The sequence below is a fragment of the Nocardioides sp. LHD-245 genome (genome assembly GCF_030929495.1).
In the GTDB taxonomy this organism is placed as follows: Bacteria; Actinomycetota; Actinomycetes; order Propionibacteriales; family Nocardioidaceae; genus Nocardioides.
Map to the genome: position 1 here is coordinate 32,684 of NZ_JAVFWN010000017.1, position 21,126 is coordinate 53,809.

Sequence of the window (21,126 nt, forward strand, 5' to 3'; positions counted from 1 at the left end):
CACGTCCGATGCCCTACCGTTGTCGCTCGTGGGTGTCGGAGACGTATCGAAGCGCATCCTGCTCGGACGCAAGCTTCGCAGCGCCCAACTGGGGGAGACGCTGCTGCCCAAGCGGGTCGCGCTGCCGGTGTTCGCCAGCGACGCTCTCTCGTCGGTCGCCTACGCGCCGGACGAGGTCTTCATCATGCTCGCGATCGCCGGCACCGCGCAGTACGTCTGGTCCTGGAAGGTGGCGATCGCGGTCGCCCTCGTGATGGCCGCCGTCATCGCGTCGTACCGACAGACCGTGCACGCGTACCCGTCGGGCGGCGGCGACTACGAGGTGGCGACCGTCAACCTCGGGCGTACGGCGGGCATGACGGTCGGCAGCGCGCTGCTGGTCGACTACGTCCTCACCGTCGCGGTGTCGATCTCGTCGGGGGCCAACTACGCCGCGTCGGCACTGCCGGCGTTCCAGCACCACGAGGCGACCGTCGCGGTCGTCATGGTGCTCCTGCTGATGGCGATGAACCTGCGGGGCATCCGCGAGTCGGGCACCTTCTTCGCGGTCCCGACGTACCTGTTCATGTTCGCCATCCTCGGCATGTGCGCCTTCGGCTTCTTCGAGATGGTCGCGGGGACCCTCCCGATGGCCGAGAGCGCTGACCTCGACATCACGCCGAAGGAGGGCTGGGAGGACCCGATCACCACCTTCGGGCTGGTCATCCTGCTGGCCCGGGCCTTCTCGTCCGGATGCGCCGCGCTGACCGGTGTCGAGGCCATCTCCAACGGCGTCCCGGCCTTCAAACGGCCCAAGAGCCAGAACGCGGCGACCACGCTGCTGCTGCTCGGCCTGATCGCGATCACCATGATGGTCAGCGTCATCGTGCTGGCCAAGCAGATGGGGATCCGGTTCGTCGACCCGCACGAGTTCGGCCGGCTCACGCGTGACGGCCAGCCGGTGCCCGACGACTTCGACCAGCACGCCGTCATCGCCCAGATCGCGCGAGCCGTCTTCTCCGACTTCAGCCCCGGCTTCTACTTCGTCGTGACCGTCACCGGCATCATCCTGGTGCTGGCGGCCAACACCGCCTTCAACGGCTTCCCGGTGCTCGGCTCGATCCTCGCCAAGGACGGGCTCGCGCCCCGCGCCTTCGGGGCCCGCGGCGACCGGCTCGCCTACAGCAACGGCATCGTCTTCCTCGCCGCGATGGCGATCGTGCTCATCGTGGCCTTCGACGCCGAGACCACGAAGCTGATCCAGCTCTACATCGTCGGCGTCTTCGTCTCCTTCAACCTCAGCCAGCTCGGCATGATCCGGCACTGGACCCGGGCGCTGACGACCGAGCGCGACCCCGCCGCGCGGCGGCGGATCTACCGCTCACGCGCCATCAATGCGGTGGGCCTGTCCTTCACCGCCGTGGTCCTGGTCGTGGTGCTGCTCACGAAGTTCCTGGCCGGGGCGTGGATCACGATCCTCGCGATGGGCTTCTTCTTCGCCGTGATGAAGTCGATCAAGAAGCACTACGACAACGTCGAGCGCGAGCTCGCCGCCGACGAGACCGACAAGGCGCTGCCCACCCGGGTGCACGCCATCGTGCTCGTCTCCAAGCTGCACAAGCCGACCCTGCGCGCGCTGGCCTTCGCGAAGGCGACCCGGCCCAACGCGCTCGAGGGCGTCTACGTCTCGGTCGACGAGAAGGACACCGCGCGACTCCTCGACGAGTGGGACGAGCGCAACACCGGCGTCCCGCTCAAAGTGCTGCACTCGCCGTACCGCGAGGTCGTCAAGCCGATCATCGAGTACGCCTCGGCCATCCGGCGGGCCAACCCGCGCGGCGTGGTCGCGGTCTACATCCCCGAGTACGTCGTGGGACGCTGGTGGGAGCAGTTCCTGCACAACCAGACGGCCCTGCGGCTCAAGGGCCGGCTGCTCTTCACCCCCGGCGTCATGGTCATCTCGGTGCCCTACCAGCTGCGGTCCTCCGAGATCGCCCTGGAGCGCGAGGAGCGCGAGGAGCACCGCGTGCGCCCCGGCGACCTGCGGCGGGGCCGGGTCGAGGCCCGCGACGACCGGAACCTCCCACGGTGAGCCGGCCGCAGGCCCGGAGACCGCGGACGCGGACCGCCCGGGGCAGCTCGATGGTGGGTCGCCGCTTCGAGGTCGAGGTCGGCCCGGTCGCGCACGGCGGGCACTGCGTCGCCCGGGTCGAGGACCGGGTGGTCTTCGTCCGCCACACCTTGCCCGGCGAGCGGGTGGTACTGGAGATCACCGAGGGCACCGAGGGGGACCGGTTCTGGCGCGGCGACGCCGTCGAGGTGCTGACCCCGTCGCCCGACCGGGTGCCCGCACCCTGTTCGTACGCCGGCCCCGGCCGGTGCGGCGGCTGCGACCTCCAGCACGTCGCGCTGCCCGCCCAGCGCGAGCTCAAGGCCGAGGTCGTGCGTGAGCAGCTGCGCCGGCTGGCCCGGCTCGAGGTCGACGTCGAGGTCGAGGCGGTCCCCGGCGACGACGCCGGTCTGCGCTGGCGGACCCGTCAGCGCTATGTCGACCTGCCCGGCGGCGGACGTGGCATGCGCAAGCACCGCTCGCACGACACGGTCGCCGTCGACGCCTGTCTCCTGGAGGCGAGGTCCGGGCCGTCGTACGAGGTCCGGGGGAGGGTGTTCGAGGTCGCCGCGGTGCCGGATCAGCAGGCGAGCTTCTGGCAGGTCCACCCGGGCGCCCCGGAGACGCTGGTCGGCGCCGTGCTCGAGGCCCTCGATCCCCAGCCGGGGGAGAGCGCGCTCGACCTGTACGCCGGCGTGGGCCTGTTCAGCCGGTTCCTCTCCGAGGCGGTCGGGCCGACCGGTCGGGTCGCCGCCGTCGAGGGTGACCGCACGGCGTCGGGTCTCTCCGAGCGCAACTGTCCCGGCGTCCTGGCCCGCGCGGGCGACGTCGGCGCCGTCCTCACGGACGGTCTCCCGGAGGAGTGGGCCCGTGCCGACCTGGTCGTCCTCGACCCGCCCAGAGCGGGCGCGAAGCGCGCCGTGGTCGAGCAGGTCGTCGCGCGTGCTCCCCGAAGCGTCGCCTATGTCGCCTGCGACCCGTCGGCGCTCGCGCGCGATGTCGCGAGCTTCGCCGAGCACGGCTACCGGCTCGCGTCGCTGCGCGCCTTCGACCTGTTCCCGATGACGCACCACGTGGAGTGCGTCGCTCTGCTGACGAAAACCAGGTCTGACCTGCAGTGATGCGATTCGGTCGTTGTCGCCGAACCCGGAATGGGCCCAAGGCTCACTTTGGGCTCGTCTTGAAATCGCCGAGCCGCGGATTCTGGCGCTCGGCTGCCGACGCAGCGCGCGAACGCCGCGTCGAGGTCATCCGGGCCCGGGCGACCTTTCGCCGCCGCAGGAGCGCGGCCGCCCTGTCGGGCAGCGCGATGGGCGGCCGCGTCCGTCTTGCGGTAGTCGACCCGCCGGTGAACCTGCCTTGCCACGTGACGTGATGGCGCACCGAGGCCGGCATCAGCTCCCGACGCGGCCCCGGAGCGGGCATGAGCCCTCGCTGCGCGGAGTCAGGAGTTCGTGTACGTCCGGACGACCGAGAAGCGCAGTGACTTGTCGTTGACGTAGGCCTGGGTGAACGCGACCGGGACGTCCGACTCGTCGACGTGAGTGTGCTCGAGTAGAAGCACCGGCACTCCGTCTGCCAGGTTGAGCGCGTCGACAACCTCCTGGTGCGGCATCGTCGGCACGATCTCCGCGACCGAGTACCGCACCTGCCGACCGGCTCGCACCCGCAGGAAGTCGAAGATCGACTCGTCGCCGTTGTCGGGGAGCTCGTTCTCGGGTAGCACCCGCATGGGCACGTGGTCGATCGTGAACACGGCCGGCTGCCCGTCGGCGTAGAACACCCGCCGGATGACGCACAAGTGGGTGACGTCCTCCCAGTCGAAGATCCGACTGATGGACGTAGTCCGCTCCTCGACGCGGACGTCCGTGCTGTCGGTGACGACCTCGTGGCCCATCTCAGCCAGGATCTCGGCGAATGCGCGGTCCTGACTGATGTTCGCCTGGGCTCGCAGGGCGTGCCTGTTGATGTACGTGCCGCGCCCGTGCAGGCGCTGAACGACTCCGTCCTTTTGCAAAGACAACAGCGCCGACCGCACGGTGGCCCGGCTGACCTCGAGCAATGCGGACAACTCGTCCTCGGAGGGGAGTCGGTCCTGACCGGACAAGACCAGTCGCTCGATGAGCGCCGCGAGCTCGTTCTTGGCGACCCGGTGGGCGTCGCGTTGCAGGCGCCCTGTTGTGAGGGATCTGGCCACCATTCTTCAGGCTCCTAGCTGCTGGTCCGGTACCTCGAGTGCGGCCGATCTCCTCGCGGCTTGAGGGACTACGACGGCCGATTGGTCGGGGAGTCACTGAGGCCTGACGTCAGACCACCAGCGGAAGGTATCAGCATGCCTCCCCACCAACAAGTACCCGCCCTCCATGACGGCCGGGTGACGGCGACGTGGGCACAGGTGACATCCAAGGCTGTTGTCAGACGTCTGTCGTCTGTGTAAAAGTGTCACGCAGCATGTACCAGGACGGTCCGACCTCGGCTCCGTCCTTCGATCCGGAGGCCGGAGGTACCGAGCCGCAGCAACTAGATATCGGAAGCGCGCCAGCCCGAGACGAATGCCGCCTCGCCCGAGGACGTGGCCACGGTCGAGGGATCACCCACGTCGACGATGCGACGTGCTCCAGGCGGCATCGCCGGGCGACGGCAGAGCCGATGCCGCCCGACGACAACGCGACGACACACGACGGGGGAGCCAATGAACAGACAACGCGAGGAGAACCCCATGACCGCCAGCACGCCACTCACACCGTCCGTGTGGATGCAGGACTGCACGTGGGAGGAGGTGGCCAGCTACCTGGAGCACGAGCGCATCGTGATCGTCCCGATCGGCGCCACGGAGCAGCACGGCCCGGCCGGGTGTCTGGGTGTGGACAGCTACGTCGCCATCACGCTCGCTGAGGACGTCGCCCAGCGCACCGGCATCTTGTGCACGCCGCCGATCTGGTTCGGCGACTCGTCTCACCACGCGGGTTTCCCCGGCACGATCTCGGTACGCACCGAGACGATGACGCACTTCGTCGGCGACGTCTGTCGGAGCCTGGCGAAGCAGGGCTTCACCCGCATCGTCCTCCTCAACGGGCACAAGGGCTCCAACCTGCCCAGCCTCATCAGCGCGGTCCGCGGCGTCCACGAGGAGGAGTACCCCGGGGTGATGTTCGCCGTGGCCGATCCGCTCCACCTCGCCAAGTCGGCCGCGCCGAGCATCAAGGAGACCAATGAGCACCACGCTGGCGAACTGGAGCTCTCGCACATCCTGCATCGCTACCCCGGTCTCATCCGGGTCGATCGCCTCACCAACGCGAGCGTGGACTTCGACGAGGTTTTCGGTGGGTTTGTCGGGAATGACCTGTTCGGGCCCGCGCCCGACGGCGTCGACATCATGTGGAGCGGAGCCGAGCAGCGCGCGTTCACGCCGACCGGCAGTTTCAGTTCCTCCCTGGGGACCACCGATGCCAAGGGCAAGGCGTATCACGACCACATCGTCGCCCGCCTGTGCGACCTCGTGACGTGGATGCGTGGCTACGACGGGCCCATCGGAGGCCACGGCCCGGGGGAGGCGGCCGAGAAGCGTCGCGCCACGAACTGAACGCGCAGGGTTCTCAGCCGTCGGGCGGCTGATCAAGCGCCACGCATGGCTGACGAACGGCCGCTGCCCGTCTGGGTCGTGGGCTGGACGAGCGCAGGTCTCTCGCTCGGTCGTGCAGCGGTTTGTACACCTGCATGACGTCATACGTCGAACAACCGATCAGCAAGCACGGGCACCGGACGGTGCGAAGGAGGACGACTACCGATGGACCCCCACCTCGCGAACTTCATCTCGCAGATGAACGGCCTCGTGGAGAACAGTCAAGACCCAGCCCACATCGCTACTGAAACGGCCGAGTACCTCAGCGAACTCCTCAGGCACCCCGAGTTCCTCGACGAGCGCTACCGCCAGCCCGACCCGGAGAGGTACCGCCAGCACGTCGTACACGTTCACGAGGAGGGCCTGTACTCGATCGTGTCCTTGGTCTGGAAGCCCGGACAGGAGACGCCGATCCACGACCACCGCTGCTGGTGCGTCGTGGGGGTGCTGCAGGGCAGGGAACTCGAGACCCGGTACGAGTTGCACACCGAGGGTGACCGGCGGGTGCTCGTCGAGGCGCACAACGTGCACTACTCGCCGGGCCAGGTCTGCGCCCTCGTCCCACCGGACGAGGACATCCACAAGGTCGCCAACGACAGCGACGACGCCGAGACCCTCACGATCTCCATGCACATCTACGGCGCGAACATCGCGGAGCTCGGCACCAGCATCAACGAGATCTTCACTGAGCCGCTCGTTGCCAGCGCAGCCGGGGGCTCGGCGCCGCTGTCGTGGCGTGGCGATCACTGACAGCACGCTCCTGGCGGCGGGCGCGCAGCTCCCTCGAACCGACGCCCCCACCCTGCTGACGCGCGTCGCCCCACAAGGGGTGGACGGCGTACGACCCGAAGAAAGGCAACAACGATGGCCGAGAAGATGATGGCGGCAGTGTTCACCGAGCCTGGTGGACCCGAGACGCTGGAGTACCGGGAGATTGACCGCCCTGAACCTCAGCGAGGGGAGGTCCTGATCCGGGTGCGCGCATGTGGGATCAACGGGTTCGACCTGCTCGCGCGCAACGGGCGCTACCACACCGGGCAGGCCAAGCCACACGTTCTGGGCGGCGACGTCGTCGGCACGGTTGTCGGCTATGGTCCCGAATGCGAGGAGCGGGTCGCCGAGGGTGCGAACGTGGCGTTGCACTGGGTTCGCAGTTGCGGCAGCTGCGAACAGTGCCTGCGCGGATTCGAGACGACCTGCCTGCGCTACGGCTATCTCGGGGCGAAGTATCCGGGCGGCTACGCCGAGTATGTGGCGGTGCCCGAGCGCAACGTCGCCGCGCTCGGCGACTACTCCGACCTGCACAAGGCCGCGGCGTTCCCGATGGCCTTCGGTACGTCGTGGCACATGCTCGTCACGCGGGCCGCGCTCCAGCCCGGCGAGTCCGTCCTGGTGCAGGCCGTGGGCAGTGGCATCGGGGTCGCGGCCATCCAGATCGCCAACCTGATCGGTGCCCGGGTCATCGGGTCCGCCGGAGCGCAGTGGAAGCTCGACCGTGCCGTGGAGCTGGGCGTGGATCCGGACCGCCTCATCAACTACACGAGCGAGAATCTGCACGAGGCGGTCATGCGGATCACCGGCAAGCGCGGTGTCGACGTCGTGTTCGAGCACCTCGGTGGTGAGATCTTCGGCGACGCTGTCCGATCGGTCGCGCGCAACGGGCGCCTGGTCACGTGCGGTGGCACGGCCAGCTATGACGTGTCGATGAACATTGCTCACGTGTTCCACAAGCAGGTCTCGATCATCGGGTCGAACAGCGCCACGCGCTGGGAGTTCGAGCAGATCATCAACCTGCTGCGCGAAGGTCGATTCGATCCGATCGTCGACCGAGTCTTCCCGTTGCACGAGGCCGCCAAAGCCCATGCCTACCTCGATGAGCGCAGCGGCTTCGGCAAGGTCGTCCTGAGCGTCGAGCAGTGATGGAGAACTACGCCGCACGTATGCGGTCGAAGACGAGGAGCACGACATGAGCAATCTCGAAAGCTTCCTTTCTCCCAGGTCGATCGCTGTGATCGGCGCGTCCAGGGACCGCAAGAAACCGGGCAATCTGATCCTGCGCAATATCGTTGAAGGCGGTTTCGCAGGCGACGTCTACCCGGTCAATCCGGCAGGCGGTGAGATCGAGGGACTCCAGACGTACGGCACCGTCGAGGAGATTCCCGCCGAGGTCGACATGGCTGTCATCGTGGTGGCGCGAGCTCACGTCGAGAAGGCGATGCACCAGTGCGTCGGCGCCGGCGTTCGCAGCGCCGTGGTCGTGACGGCCGGTTTCGGCGAGGGCGACGAGATGGGACGGGAGACCCAGCAGCGGCTGCGCGAGCTCGCGCAGGGAGCCGGCATGGTCGCCATCGGGCCGAACACCATCGGGTACGTCAACGCTGAGGCCAGGCTCTTTGCCAGCTTCGTTCGTTTCCCCGAGTGGCGCAACGGCTCGGTCGCACTGGTTGCCCAGACCGGAATCTACGCTGGCGCGGTCGTCCACGAGCTGATGGCTCGCCCGTTCCAGAAGCTCGGGATCAAGGTCAGCGTCGACGTTGGCAATCGCATCGCGCTGTCGGACCATGACCTCATCGAGCCTCTCGTCTCCGATGATGACATCAAGGTGCTGGGCTTCTACATCGAGGAGTTCGACGAGGGCGACACGTTCCTGGCGAAGGCGGCCCAGGCGAAGCAGGACAAGCCGATCATCGTGCTCAAGTCCGGCCGCACCGGCCAGGGGGCGCGGGCGTCCATGGCTCACACCGGCTCGCGGACCGGTGACGAGGAAGCCAACGACCGGATGCTGCGGGAGCACGGGCTGGTTCGCGCGGAGGACAACGCCGAGTTCGTCTCCTTCCTCACCACCTTCGCCTACTGCCCGGTGCCAGCCGGCCGCCGGGTCGGCGTCGTCACCTTCAGCGGTGCGCTGGGCATCATGGCGACCGATGCCCTCGTGGACGCGGGGATGGAGATTGCGGACTTCGCCCAGTCGACGCTTGACGCTCTCGACGAGTTGGCGCCCGACTGGCAGGCGATCGGAAATCCAGCAGACCTGTGGTCCGCCGCCGAGGCCGACCCCGCGAAGGCGGCGCAACGGCTCTATCACGCCGTGCTGGAGGACCCCAACGTCGACCAGATGCTGTTCGTCCTCCTGGCCTTGCCCAATGTCGATCACGATGGCATGCGGGAGGTGTTTGAGGACCTGCGGCACCGTCGTCCCGAGGTGCCGATTCACGTCACCCTCGACGGCGCGCTGCGCGGCGCGTGGGCCGCTCGACTCGAAGGCCTCGGCATCGTGGTCCATGACTCTGTGCGAACCGCCGCGCGGGCGATGAACGCGCTGTCGACCTACGCGGAGTACCGCGAAGCGGCGCAGGGGCTCGCGGGTTGATGTCGTCCTCGCCGGCCCACGTCGACCGATCGAGCGACGTCGAGGGTCCCGTCCTCGACGTCGCTCGGATGCGCGCGGACTTTCCCGCGCTGGGCGCCTTCACCCACCTCGACGGTACGGGCGGGACCCAGGTGCCTCGGAAGGTAGCCGAGGCCATCGGACGCGCACTGGTGACCTCGACGTCCCACCACGGCAGTCGTACGCCCCCTGAGCGCACGGCACTGGACGCCATGAGCGCGGCCAGGGCAGGCATCGCCGATCTGGTTGGTGGAGACCCCGCCGGCGTGATCTTCGGCCGCAACATGACCGAGTTGACGTTCCGGATGGCACGCACCATCGCCAAGACCTGGAAGGAAGGCGACGAGATCGTCGTGTCGCGACTCGACCACGGCGCCAACGTCGCCCCGTGGGTCATCGAGGCCGAACGTGCCGGGTGCCTCGTGCGCTGGGTCGACTTCGACCCTGGCAGCACCGAGCTTCGTGCAGACGACGTGGCCGGCGTGCTGTCGGAGAGGACTCGACTGGTGGCGCTGACGGCGGCCTCGAACCTGACCGGCACCCGTGTGCCGGTCCGCGACATCTCGACGATGGTGCACGACGTGGGCGCTCTGCTGTACGTCGACGGCGTGCACCTGACGCCCCACGCTCTCGTCGACATCGAAGACCTGGGCGCCGACTTCTTCGTCGCCGGGACCCACAAGCTGTTCGGGCCACACTGTGCTGCCCTCGTCGCGGCGCCCGCGCTCCTGGAAGCCCTGACCCCTGACCGCTTGCCGAGCGGTCCGCACGAGGTGCCTGACCGGTTCGATGTCGGCACCCCTCCCTACGAGGTGCTCGCTGGTGTCGCCGCGACCGTCGACTATCTGGCCGAGCTTGCCGATTACACGGTGGGCGCCGCCTCTGCTGCGGCTCAGTCGGTCGAGACCATTCGTGGGTCGGTGCGCTCGAGCGGCCAGCGCCGCCAGCAGATCTGCCGCGCCATGGATCTGATCGAGCGACACGAGCGGACCCTGATCGCGCGCATGGAGGAGCGGTTCAGCGCGGTGGTGGGGCTTCGTCGCATGTCCCTGGCGAAGCAGCGGACCCCGACCGAGCTCGTCGTGATGGAGGGGGTTTCGCCCGAAGACCTGTTCCTGCGTTTCGCCGCCGACGAGATCGCCGTCTCGGTCGGACGCTTCCATGCGATGGAAGCGTCTCGCGCCCTGGGGCTGGGAGCCGACGGCGGGGTGCGGGTCGGGCTGGTCGCCTACAACACCCTCGACGAGGTCGACCTGGCCGCCAGAGTGGTGACCCGGTTCCACCAGTAGCGACAGCAAACGGTGGATCGTCCTGGGTGACGTGAGGTGGTCACGGAAGACGCTCGAGGCCGATCATGTCTTTCGTGAGCGAAGAGGGGTCCCCCTCAATCGTGTGGGGGAGCAGTCGATGCTGCGGCGATCCGCAGCAGGTCCCTCGTCGCCTCGGACATTCTTTGGTCCGGCCAGATCGCGGTCAGGGGCCGCAGCAGGTCCAGTTGTGTGGCCACTGCCACGAGTCGCCCACTCTCGAGTTCGGATTCCACCGCCCGGGCGGACACGACAGCCGGTCCTACCCCGGCGAGCGCGGCCCCGACCAGTGCGGTCGTGGACGCCGCCTCCAAGGCGACGCGGGGCTGCATCCGGAGAGCGGACTCGAACGTGCTTCGCGTCCCGCTGCCCACCTCGCGCACGATCCAGCGCGCCTGCCTGAGGCTCTCCGTCGACACGGGCATCTGATAGCGCGCCCACGTGTGAGTCGGGTTCACCACGACGACCAGCCGATCAGAGCCGATGACCCTCCTCGAGACGCCCAGCGGTCGCCCGGCGGCCTCGATGAAGCCCACGTCCGCTGCCCCGCTCCTCACCAGCGCCACGACAGTGTCACTGTTGACGACCTGGAGCCGCGGCTTGAGGTCAGGGGTCCGTACGTGAAGTTCGCCCAGCCACCTCGGCAGGATGAACTCTGCGATGGTGAGGCTCGCTGCGACTTTGAGCTCGTCCGCGCTGTCAGCACTCAGAGCGCGCAGGCTCGTTCGCATCTGGTCCACCGCATGCAGCACGCCCCGCGCCCAGGAGATGATCGCACGACCATCGGTGGTCAGGGTCGATCCGCGCGGCGAACGCTGGATGGCTGACAGCCGCCAGCGAGCCTCGAAAGCGCGAACCCTCACGGTCGCCGCAGGCTGGCTGAGCCCGCACTCTCGCGCTGCCGCGTTGAGACTGCCGTGCTCGTCGATCGCGATCAGGAGACGCAGGGTCTCGAGGTCGAGCTCCGGAGTCATAACCATTCACTATAACGTGCCGTCGAGCTGGCGTCTACCGTGATGGCGGCGCCGAACCCACGCTGGAAACATGTCGACGACGCAGCTCTCGAAGTCCGGAACACAGGGCTTGGTCACGCGCCTCATGGCGCTCCTGCCGCCAGCGTCGGCGGCGTCGTTGGCGGTGGTGATCAGTACGTTCTTCCCGCTGGCAGGACCATTGCTCATCGCGCTGGTCCTCGGCGCTGTTGTCGCGAACACGGGGCTGGCCGCGTTGCCTGCCATGAGTGGCCAGGCGCGCGTGACCAAGACCCTCCTGCGCGTCGGTGTCGTGATGCTGGGCCTGAAGCTGCCTGTGCAAGGTGTGTTCTCGATCGGGTGGAGTGGAGTGGCCGTCATCGTCGTGACGGTTGCGGCGACCTACTCTGCGACCCTGCTGGTGGGCGACAGGCTGAAGCTCGACCGAGGCTTCGTCACCCTGCTGGCGGCCGGGTTCTCGATCTGCGGGGCGGCGGCGATCGCGGCGGTTGACGACGCGGTCAAGGCCAAGCAGCGCTACGTCGCGCTCGCGCTCGCGCTGGTGACGATCTTCGGCAGCGCGATGATCGTGCTCGTGCCGTGGCTCGCCGCCGTTTTCGGGCTGTCCCAACGGCAGGCCGCGTTGTGGGCGGGCGCCAGCATCCATGAAGTCGCCCAGGTCGTGGCGGCGGCGTCGCTCATCGGCGGGGCCGCCATCGCGGTGGCGACGACGGTCAAGCTGGGGCGGGTGGTCCTGTTGGCGCCGCTGTACGCCGCGGCGTCCCGTCGAGGCGAACGTGCCGACGACCAGCGTGGGCCGCTGGTGCCGTGGTTCGTCGCGGGCTTCGCCGTGGCGGTGGCGGTCCGCTCCATGGCGGTGCTGCCGTCCGGCGTGCTCACGATCACCGACGCTGTGACCACCTTCCTCCTCGCCGCCGGGATGTTCGGTCTTGGGCTGGGCATCAGGGCGAGCGAGATCTGGCCGTTGCCGCTCAACGCGTTCGTGTTGGCGAGCTTCTCCACGCTCGTCGCCGGAGGGGTCTCGCTGGGCCTGGTCGTCACGCTCACCTGAACGCACTCGGGGGGGCGTCCGAGGTCCCAGCCGCGACGTCGTCAGGAGACCTCGTCGAGACCGTGGATGTGCTCGGCAGCGAGGCGCGCGAGTGGCGCCTTGTCCACCTTGTTCGTCGACGACAGTGGGAGCTCATCGACGAACCAGATGCGCCGTGGATGGGCTGCTGGCTCGAGCTGGGTGAGGCTGTAGGCCCGCAAGGCGGCCTCGTCCACCGTCTGGCCGGGTACGAGCGCGACGAATGCCACCGGCTTCTTGCCCTTCACGGCGTCGTCGACGGCCACGACTGCCGCTTGCGACACTGCGACGTGGCTCTCGAGCACCAACTCGATCGCGCGCGGGTAGAGGTTCTCGCCACCGCAGATGAACATGTCGTCCTCCCGCCCGAGGCAGTAGTAGAAGCCCTCGGCATCGCGCCGGAACAAGTCCTTGGTGTGGTAGAAGCCGTCCTCGCTGATGGGCGAGGGGATCTCGGGACGTCGGTGATAGCCGGTCATCAGGCCCCTGGAGCGGATCTCGAGTACGCCCTGGTCGTGGCTGACGGTGCCGTGGCTGTCCACGAGGCGCATCTCGACGGCATCGTGTGGCACTCCGACGGACCCGAACGGCACCTCGCGGCCGTCCTTGGGCGCGGTGAATGCGATGGGGCTGGATTCGGTCGTGCCGTAGGTGAAGACGAAGCTGGGCTGGTGGAACACTCGGTCGAGTTCCTGGAGCAGGTCCTTGCCCGCGGGAGCGGAGTTCAGGATGACGGCTCGGACACTGGTGAGATCCGTTCGACGCAGCTGTTCTTGGTCCTGGAGCAGCATCGCGGCCATGGGCGGGACCATGTTGAGATCGGTGATCCGCTGAGACGCGATCGCATCGAGAACGTCCCGACTCCTGAAGCGAGGCAGCAACACGACGCTCTGCCCGGTGGCCAGTGCCCTCTGGAGGGGGCTGAGAGCGCCCATGTGGTAGAGCGGGGCCGACAACAGGAGCCGCGAGCTGATGGAGTCGCTCTCGATGCCCAGGCTCACGACCCATAGGTGGCTGCGGTGGGAGAGGACGACGCCCTTGGGCCGGCCAGTCGAGCCCGAGGTGTAGAGGATCATCGCCGGATCCTCGATGTCGACATCCACCGTCCCGCTCGTACCTGCAGCGCCGTTCTGAGCCTTGGTCTCGGGATGGAGCTCGACGTCCTCGATCGGGTGGACCACCGCGACGTCGGGTAGCAAGGACGTGTAGGCGGACTCGGCGAAGACTGCGGCGAGCCCGGCGTCGAGGACCACGAACTCCACGGCCGGCGCGGGCTGTCGGTAGCTGATCGGCACCGCGGTCAGTCCGGCGCGCATGATCGCGTACAGGGTCACTGCCCAACGAGCGGAGTTCTCGCCCAGCAGCCCGATTCGCTCGCCGGGGGCATGCGCGGTCGCGAGTCGTCGGGCGAGTGCCGAGGCGGCGAGGTCGAACTCGGCGAAGGTGATGGTCAGCGGCTCGGTGCCGGACAGGTCAACCAGTTCGGCAACAGCGTCGCTCGCGACGGCCTCACCGAGGTTCTGGGCAACGAACACGACCGGATCTCCTCTTCTTCGAACGGCCAGGGGACCGCGACCGTACGCGGGCCGGGGTCAGTGAGCAGGGCCCGGCCCCGCACCCTACTCCTCATACGTCTGACGTCTCACGAGCGTCGCTGGAAGCGTGACGGGCTGGGGTCGCTGTCGCGACCCCAGCCCGTCACCGCACCCTTGGCCCTAGGCGGCTCGCGCAGTGGCCCGCGTCCTCACTTCTTGACCGTGTCGGGGAGTGGCTCCGACTGCAGCTCGTGCCATATCTGCTGACGGATCTCGTGGAACTCATCAGTGAAGCGAACTTCCTCGTAGTCCCGGGGGCGGGGGATCGGCACCCGGTGCTCGGCCTTGATCTTGCCTGGCCCGGCTGTCATCACGACGACGCGGTCGGCCAAGGCGATCGCCTCCTCGACGTCGTGGGTGACGAAGAGAACGCTCTTGCCGACACGCTCCCAGATCTTCAGGAACTCACCACCGATGCGGACTCGGGTTTGCGCGTCGAGTGGCCCGAACGGCTCGTCCATGAGGTACAGCGACGGGTCGTAGGCCAAGGTGCGGGCCAGAGCTACGCGCTTTCGCATGCCGCCTGACAGTTGGCGTGGGTAATAGTCGGCGTAGCCATCGAGGTTGACCATGGTGAGAAGCTCTGCGACGCGGTCTCGCTGCTCGCTGGCCGGCACGCCGTTGATCACCAAGGGCAGCCGCACGTTCTCCTTGACGGAGCGCCAGGGGAGCAGAGCATCGTTTTGGAACACCATGCCGACGCCGGGCGGAACGCTGGCATCGCCCAGGTTCTGTCCATCGAGGTAGATCTCCCCGGCGGTGTGGTCCGCGAGGCCGGCGATGATCTTCAGCAGTGTCGACTTGCCGCACCCGCTCGGTCCGACGATCGCGACGAACTCTCGCTCAGCAAGGTCGAGGTTGATGCCGTCGAGGGCCAGATGCCTGACCTTGTTCGTTCGGTAGGACAGCGACAGGTTGCGAACGCTGAGCTTCGTCGAGGTCGGGGCCGCCAGATCAGCGGTCACGGACGCCGTCATCACGGTGCCTTCGGGATGTAGGCGAGGTCGAACACCTCGTCGAACGGGAGGACATCGGCCTCGTCGAGCGCGCCGACGGCCACGAGGTTCTGGGTCGTACTCTCGTAGACCGATTCAGAGACGGCGAGACCGTCGGGAATGGTGGTGAGCCCACGCTGGACCGCATCGGCCAGGACCTCATCACTGACCGGGAACTTCTCCTTCTTCATGGCCTCGACGCCCCAGCTCGGGTCGCCCTCGGCCTTCGTTGCAGCCTCGTTGAGGCCTTCGAGGAAGGCTCGCATGGACTTCTCGTTCTTGCTCACCCAATCGTCCTTCGCCACCGCGATGATGGCCGCGTACTCGAACTCGGGCTCCCAGACCTGACGATAGTCACCCGAGGAGAGCAGCTCGGATCGCTGTGGCTCGCTGACCATTCCGGCGGCAACCTGGCCCTGCTTGATCGCTGAGGCCATCGTCGCGCCGCTGCCAGCACCGATCACCTTGAGGCTCGCGTAGTCGATGTCTTCCTCGCTCGCTGCGATCTTCAACTCGGTATCCGCCAGGCTGCCGGGTGACGTGACGCCGACGGTCTCGCCTTCGATGTCCGCGACGGACTCGATGTTCGAGTCAGCACTCGTCAGGAGCGCGTACGGTGCACGCACGTTGACGCCCGCGAACCCCCGAGTGTCGAGGCCTTGGGCGCGGGTGGAGAGAACGTGCTCGGTCGAGCCCATGAAGATGTCGAGGCTGCCGCCGATGAGTGCCTGCATGGCGTCCGACCCGCTGTCGAAACAGACTTTCTTGACCTCGAGACCATCGGGGAAGGTGTTGGCGTTGATGGCGATCTGGGCTGCCATCGGCGTCATGCCACCGCAGACCATGGCGACACGGACCGTGCCGGCCTTCCCGTCGGCAGTGTCGCCCGACGAGGAGCCGCTCCCGCATGCAGCCAGCGCGAGCGCCAGCGCGACGACAGCAGTGCCGTGCCCTGCCCGTGACAGGTTGTTCTTGTGGATTCTCATGCTTCTCCTACTGGTTCAGGGGGCTGGTCCCGAGATGGGTGCACCTGACGCGTGTCTCCCAAGTCAGGGACGTCGCGTCAGCGGGCGGTACTTGAGGGACACGACCTAGCGGTAACGGAGGACTCTCTTCTCGATGAATGCCACGACCTGCTCGAGCAGCATGGCCAGGACCGTGATGACCAGGAGGCCGGTCATCACGCCGGTGGTGTCGAAGAGGTTGGACGAGAGCTTGATGTAGTAGCCGATGCCCACGCTTGATCCGATGAGCTCGGCGATGATCGCGCCGATGAGGCCGAGGCCGATGGCTAGCCGCAGAGCGGTGAGCATCCAGGCTCCGATCGCTGGCAGCATCACCCAGCGCAGCGTGATCCAGCGCGAGGCGCGGTAGCTCTTTGTCATGTCCAGGAGATCCCTGTCGATGCTCTTCACGCCTTGGTAGACGTTGTAGAAGGCAACGAACAAGACCATGGTCACGACCATCATGACCTTGGAGAAGAGCCCGATGCCGAACCAGACGATGAAGAGCGGAGCCAGGGCCACACGCGGCAGGCTGTAGAGAGCGATGATGTACGGATAGACCCAGCGCCCCGCGATTCGCGACGTTGCCACTGCGATCCCGAGGATCACCCCAGCGGGCAGCCCAATCGCCAGGCCGATGCCGGTCTCGATGACCGTGACCCGCAGGTGCATCCACAGCTCGCCACTCGCCGCAAGATCAACGATCCGCTCCGCGATGAGTGAAGGCTCACTGATGAAGAAGCGGTCGATCCACAGACCGCTGACCAACTGCCACACGGCCAGAAAGCCCACGCCGATTCCGACTTGTCCGGCGACGATGACGAGGCGCTCGCGTCTGTCTGCGCGGCGATCGACCGCGTCTGCAACCGTGTCGGCGCGAGTGTCCTTGTGAGCGGGTGTGGTCGTCCCCACGGGGCTCGGCGTGACCTCGGCCGCGATCGAAGCTCCGGGGACAACCCCGGTTGTGATCGGAACTTCGCTTTTCTGCACTGCCCCTCCAGGAGGTAGTCGGACGTCTGACAACTGCGATTCGCCTTGATGATGCCCGTGATATTGATCACGCGCAAGACATGGTTCGCAGATCGGACGGCGAGCCGTCGACCGCTATTGCCTTCGTCACATCCACGATGCTATAAAACCGACAACGTCAGACGTCTGACAGCAACGGAGGCTGGATGAGCGCCAACGATGTCCCTCGCTCAGGGTACGGGCTCGAACTCGTGCCCGAGGAGGTCCGCAGTGGCATGGGACACAGTGGCATGCCATCGACGCCGATCGGACGTCCCCCTCGCACCACGAGATCTTCGTGGGGCCGGTCTAGGGCGGAGGACAGGATGCTCGTGCACCTGAGGAAGAGCTCCACCCGGAGGCCGGAAGTCCCAACGGGCCCATGGGGACAGCGGGAAGGCTCGAACGGTGCCTCCAGTGCCTGACCAGGACCGCGGCCCCATCGTGGTCGGGATCAGCGGCGGAAGCGGCGCGATCTATGGGGTGCGCATCTTGGAGAGACTGCGGGAGTTCGACGTCGAGAGCCATCTCGTCATCACCCAGCCGGGACTTGCGACACTCCGCTACGAGACTGATTACACAGCCGATGACTTGAAGGCACTGGCGACGACCGTGCACCCGATCAGGAATATCGGGGCGACGATCGCCAGCGGCTCCTTCAAGACCAGAGGCATGATCGTCGCGCCCTGCTCCATCAAGACGCTCTCGGGTATCGCACACTGCTACGGCGACAACCTGCTTCAACGCGCCGCGGACGTGACGCTGAAGGAGCAGCGGAGGCTGGCTCTGCTGGTCAGGGAGACGCCCCTGCATCTGGGACACCTCCGCCTGTTGGTCAGCGCAGCCGAAAGTGGCGCGACCATCGTCCCGCCGCTGCCCGCGTTCTACATACGCCCCCAGAGCGTCGACGACCTGATCGACCACACCGTCGCTCGTGTGCTCGACCTCTTCGACATCGACGTCGGCATGCCGCGCTGGGAGGGACAACAACCCGGATCGCCGACGTGACGGCCAACCCGTCACTCTCCATCGTCTCCCCGCCCAAGGCCCTACCGTCCCGCCACTCTCGGGAATCCCTTCGTCGAGCACATCAAGGAGAGTTCGAGCATGACTTCCGACCTTCGCACCTTTCTCTCGGACCTGGTCGCGACACAACCCGATGCCCTCAAGCGGGTCGACGTTCCCGTTGACCGATCCTTCGGGATCACGGCCTACGGCGCCAAGCTCGACAAGGATCGAAAGTACCCGGCCCTCCTCTTCGACAACGTCGAGGGCGCCACCATCCCCTGCCTGACGAACCTGCTCGCGACCCATGACCGAATGGCGCTGGCCCTGGGACTCGAGGTCGAGGACCTGACCAATGCCTCCGATCGCACCCAGGGCATGCAGCCCCACCCGCCTGTCACTGTCGACGCGGCGCAGGCTCCGGTCAAGGAGGTCATCTGGCGAGACGACGAGGTCGATCTCGGCAAGCTCCCGATCCCGGTGCACAACCAGCTCGACGGCGGGCCGTTCCTCACCGCCGCGGTGTCCCTCATGAAGGATCCTGATTCAGGGGCGATCAACGCGGGAATCTACCGGCACCACGTCTACGATTCACGACGCATGGGTGTGTGGTTCTTCGGCTCTCACGACGGCGGCACCATTCACCGGCGCTACGAGGAGCGGGGCGAACCCACCCCCATCGCGATCGCCATCGGCCATCACCCGGGATTCCTGATGGGAGCCGTCTCGCGCGTTGCCGGCATCGGCGGTGAGTACGACGCGGCGGGGGCCTTCCTCGGAGAGTCGGTCGAGGTCGTCAAGGCTGAGAACTCCGACATCATGGTCCCCGCGCGGGCGGAGATCGTGCTGGAGGGCGTCATCATTCCGGGCGAGATGGTGGAGGAGGGTCCGTTCGCCGAATGGCCGGGCCACTACGTCGGCGGTGGGCCGAAGCCCGTCATCCGCATCGACTGCGTGACCATGCGCGCGGACGCCATCTTCCAGGACATCCAGGCCTCGGGGCGTGAGCACCGCTTGATGGGCGCCCTTCCGCGCATCTCGAGCATCCACACCCGCGTGAAGCAGGTCGTCCCCGGCCTGCAGGCTGTCAACGTTCCGGTTCACACCCGCATGCACTGCTATCTCTCGATCAAGAAGGCACTGGACAGCGATCCGACGCGGGCCGCCTTCGCTGCGTTCAACACTGAGCCGGAGAACCTCCGGATGGTGATCGTCGTCGACGACGACATCGACGTGTTCGACGAGGAGGAGGTCTCGTGGGCGATCGGCACGCGATTCGACGCGACCAAGGACCTCCAGATAATCCCCGAGTGGAATGGGCCGGGCGGGCTCCTTCCGACCAACTGGGAATATGACGAGCAGGGCACGCGCACCAAGAAGATGTCCTCCGGTGTGATCATCGATGCCACCAAGCCGGCTCCGCCGGTGGTCTTCCCTGTTCGGGCCCAGGTGCCCCGGGAGGTCGTCCGGGCCGTGAATCTCGACACGATGCTGGATGTCGCGACTCCGGAGCAACTGCCGTGGATGGAGGCCAGGTGATGCTGGATCTCACCTTGGCCTGCGGACGCTACGACCGGGTGCAGCCGCTGCTCGACGGGCGAGTCCGGCCGGAGGGCATCGAACTCAACACCATCTCCATCGGGCCTGAAGAGTGCTTCTGGCGCATGCTCCAAAACTCCGAGTTCGACGTGGCGGAGATGTCCTTGGCCTCGTACTCGATCGCGACTGCCAACGGCGACGAGCGGTTCGTCGGCATTCCGGCGTTCCTGTCCCGGAGCTTTCGGCACTCCTCGATGTACGTCCGTGAGGATGGCGACATCCGGGCGCCCGCTGACCTGGCGGGCAAGCGCATCGGGGTACCCGAGTACCAGATGACGGCCTCGGTATGGACTCGGGGACTGCTCGTCGACGACTTCGACGTCGACTTGACGGACGTCACCTGGTGCACCGGCGGGCTTGAACAGCCCGGTCGAGTCGAACGCCAGCCGCTGCGCCTGCCGGACTCGGTCCACGTGGAGCCGCTGGCACACGACTCGACCCTGTCGGACGCTCTGGTCGAGGGGGACATCGATGCGTTGATGGCTCCTCGGGTGCCGCGCGTCTTCCGTCAGACGGACGGGATCCGACGTCTGTTCCCCGACTACCGCGCGCGCGAGCTGGACTATTACGAGCGCACGAGCATCTTCCCGATCATGCACCTGGTGGTGGTTCGTCGCGAGATCGTCGAGAAGCACCCCTGGGTCCCGCGGAGCCTCTACAAGGCATTCTGCGAGGCGAAGAGCATCAGCACCGCCGGATTGGCCGATCTACCCGCCCTCCCGTACACGATGCCGTTCCTGCTGGCCGCGCTCGAGGAGCAGGAGGAGGTGTTCGGCGCGGATCCATGGCCCTACGGGCTCGAGCAGAACCGGAACACGCTCGAGACCTTCATGTCCTACCTACGCCAGCAGGGGCTGTGCGAGCGGCCGCCGAACCCCGAAGACCTCTTCAGCCCTTCCACACTCGTCGAATTTCGCATCTAACGGAGATCCCCATGACCACCGCGGCCATACACGAAGGCAGCATGCCCGTGACCATCACCGTCAATGGCAGGACCGAGAAGGCGGAAGTGCCGGGGTTGACGCCCTTGGGCGACTTTCTGCGCGAGAAGCTCGGGTTGACCGGGACCAAGCTCGGTTGCCGTGCGGGAGACTGCGGCTCGTGCACGGTGCTCGTCGATTCTGTGCCCGTCGCTTCGTGCCTCATGCCCGTCGCGCAGGTCGGTGAACGGGCCGTCGCGACCGTTGAAGGACTTGGCGGAGAAGGGGACCTCCACCCGCTGCAAGAGGCGTTCCGGAACAACAACGCCAGCCAGTGCGGCTTCTGCATCCCGGGCATCTTGATGGCGGCGACGGCGTTTCTGGACCGAGCCGAACCGCCGAGCAGGGCGGAGGTCGTGGACGGGCTGTCCGGCAACCTGTGTCGCTGCACCGGCTACGAATCGATCGTGAGCGCGATCGTGGAGGCTCACACATTGAACAGGGAGGCATGATGTCCGGGCCTGCATGGGTCG

General features: G+C 67.1%; 18 protein-coding genes. 12 read left to right on the forward strand and 6 right to left on the reverse strand.

What is annotated here, in order from left to right; translation table 11 throughout:
- The first annotated feature begins 28 nt into the window (after positions 1-28).
- Together RB608_RS22920 and RB608_RS22925 are read left to right on the forward strand one after the other, a co-directional pair.
- Positions 29-2,071 (forward strand): APC family permease, encoded by a 2,043-nt coding sequence (locus RB608_RS22920; RefSeq protein WP_308090385.1) that lies wholly within the window; start codon positions 29-31, stop codon positions 2,069-2,071.
- Positions 2,068-3,210, forward strand: coding sequence for a TRAM domain-containing protein (locus RB608_RS22925; RefSeq protein ID WP_308090386.1), 1,143 nt, complete (start codon positions 2,068-2,070; stop codon positions 3,208-3,210). The genes RB608_RS22920 and RB608_RS22925 overlap by 4 nt, the downstream gene beginning before the upstream one ends.
- Before the next feature lie 323 nt (positions 3,211-3,533).
- Here RB608_RS22925 and RB608_RS22930 read toward each other — a convergent pair whose 3' ends face one another.
- Positions 3,534-4,289, reverse strand: coding sequence for a GntR family transcriptional regulator (locus tag RB608_RS22930; RefSeq protein ID WP_308090387.1), 756 nt, complete (start codon positions 4,287-4,289; stop codon positions 3,534-3,536).
- A gap of 519 nt (positions 4,290-4,808) precedes the next feature.
- Here RB608_RS22930 and RB608_RS22935 point away from each other — a divergent pair.
- The 5 genes from RB608_RS22935 (at position 4,809) to RB608_RS22955 (ending at position 10,388) form a co-directional block, all read left to right on the forward strand.
- Positions 4,809-5,672 (forward strand): creatininase family protein, encoded by an 864-nt coding sequence (locus RB608_RS22935; protein ID WP_308090388.1) that lies wholly within the window; start codon positions 4,809-4,811, stop codon positions 5,670-5,672.
- 204 nt (positions 5,673-5,876) lie between these two features.
- On the forward strand, positions 5,877-6,461 hold the full coding sequence (locus RB608_RS22940; protein ID WP_308090389.1) for a cysteine dioxygenase family protein: 585 nt from the start codon (positions 5,877-5,879) through the stop codon (positions 6,459-6,461).
- Positions 6,462-6,575: 114 nt separating this feature from the next.
- Positions 6,576-7,631, forward strand: coding sequence for a zinc-binding dehydrogenase (locus tag RB608_RS22945; protein ID WP_308090390.1), 1,056 nt, complete (start codon positions 6,576-6,578; stop codon positions 7,629-7,631).
- Between the two features lie 46 nt (positions 7,632-7,677).
- Complete coding sequence (locus RB608_RS22950; RefSeq protein ID WP_308090391.1) at positions 7,678-9,081, forward strand: CoA-binding protein; 1,404 nt, start codon at positions 7,678-7,680, stop codon at positions 9,079-9,081.
- On the forward strand, positions 9,081-10,388 hold the full coding sequence (locus RB608_RS22955; protein WP_308090392.1) for a cysteine desulfurase-like protein: 1,308 nt from the start codon (positions 9,081-9,083) through the stop codon (positions 10,386-10,388). Before RB608_RS22950 ends, RB608_RS22955 begins: the two co-directional genes overlap by 1 nt.
- Positions 10,389-10,483: 95 nt before the next feature.
- Here RB608_RS22955 and RB608_RS22960 read toward each other — a convergent pair whose 3' ends face one another.
- On the reverse strand, positions 10,484-11,380 hold the full coding sequence (locus tag RB608_RS22960) for a LysR family transcriptional regulator (protein WP_308090393.1): 897 nt from the start codon (positions 11,378-11,380) through the stop codon (positions 10,484-10,486).
- 70 nt (positions 11,381-11,450) lie between these two features.
- Here RB608_RS22960 and RB608_RS22965 point away from each other — a divergent pair, with 70 nt between their 5' ends.
- The gene (locus tag RB608_RS22965; protein ID WP_308090394.1) at positions 11,451-12,449 is read left to right on the forward strand and encodes a putative sulfate exporter family transporter; all 999 of its coding nucleotides are present in this window, start codon (positions 11,451-11,453) and stop codon (positions 12,447-12,449) included.
- 41 nt (positions 12,450-12,490) lie between these two features.
- Here the strand turns inward: RB608_RS22965 and RB608_RS22970 are convergent, their stop codons facing one another.
- The 4 genes from RB608_RS22970 to RB608_RS22985 form a co-directional block, all read right to left on the reverse strand.
- Positions 12,491-14,002, reverse strand: coding sequence for a class I adenylate-forming enzyme family protein (locus RB608_RS22970; protein WP_308090395.1), 1,512 nt, complete (start codon positions 14,000-14,002; stop codon positions 12,491-12,493).
- A 209-nt stretch (positions 14,003-14,211) separates the two neighbouring features.
- The gene (locus RB608_RS22975; RefSeq protein ID WP_308090396.1) at positions 14,212-15,027 is read right to left on the reverse strand and encodes an ABC transporter ATP-binding protein; all 816 of its coding nucleotides are present in this window, start codon (positions 15,025-15,027) and stop codon (positions 14,212-14,214) included.
- 11 nt (positions 15,028-15,038) lie between these two features.
- Entirely contained in the window at positions 15,039-16,043 is a 1,005-nt protein-coding gene (locus RB608_RS22980) for an ABC transporter substrate-binding protein (RefSeq protein ID WP_308090397.1), read from the reverse strand.
- Positions 16,044-16,148: 105 nt separating this feature from the next.
- Positions 16,149-17,051 (reverse strand): ABC transporter permease, encoded by a 903-nt coding sequence (locus tag RB608_RS22985; RefSeq protein ID WP_308090398.1) that lies wholly within the window; start codon positions 17,049-17,051, stop codon positions 16,149-16,151.
- A 435-nt stretch (positions 17,052-17,486) separates the two neighbouring features.
- Here RB608_RS22985 and RB608_RS22990 point away from each other — a divergent pair, with 435 nt between their 5' ends.
- The 4 genes from RB608_RS22990 (at position 17,487) to RB608_RS23005 (ending at position 21,105) form a co-directional block, all read left to right on the forward strand.
- Positions 17,487-18,077, forward strand: coding sequence for a UbiX family flavin prenyltransferase (locus tag RB608_RS22990; protein ID WP_308090399.1), 591 nt, complete (start codon positions 17,487-17,489; stop codon positions 18,075-18,077).
- 99 nt (positions 18,078-18,176) lie between these two features.
- Complete coding sequence (locus tag RB608_RS22995; protein ID WP_308090400.1) at positions 18,177-19,613, forward strand: UbiD family decarboxylase; 1,437 nt, start codon at positions 18,177-18,179, stop codon at positions 19,611-19,613.
- Positions 19,613-20,596 (forward strand): hypothetical protein, encoded by a 984-nt coding sequence (locus tag RB608_RS23000; RefSeq protein ID WP_308090401.1) that lies wholly within the window; start codon positions 19,613-19,615, stop codon positions 20,594-20,596. Before RB608_RS22995 ends, RB608_RS23000 begins: the two co-directional genes overlap by 1 nt.
- An 11-nt stretch (positions 20,597-20,607) precedes the next feature.
- Entirely contained in the window at positions 20,608-21,105 is a 498-nt protein-coding gene (locus tag RB608_RS23005) for a 2Fe-2S iron-sulfur cluster-binding protein (RefSeq protein ID WP_308090402.1), read from the forward strand.
- Positions 21,106-21,126 lie beyond the last annotated feature (21 nt).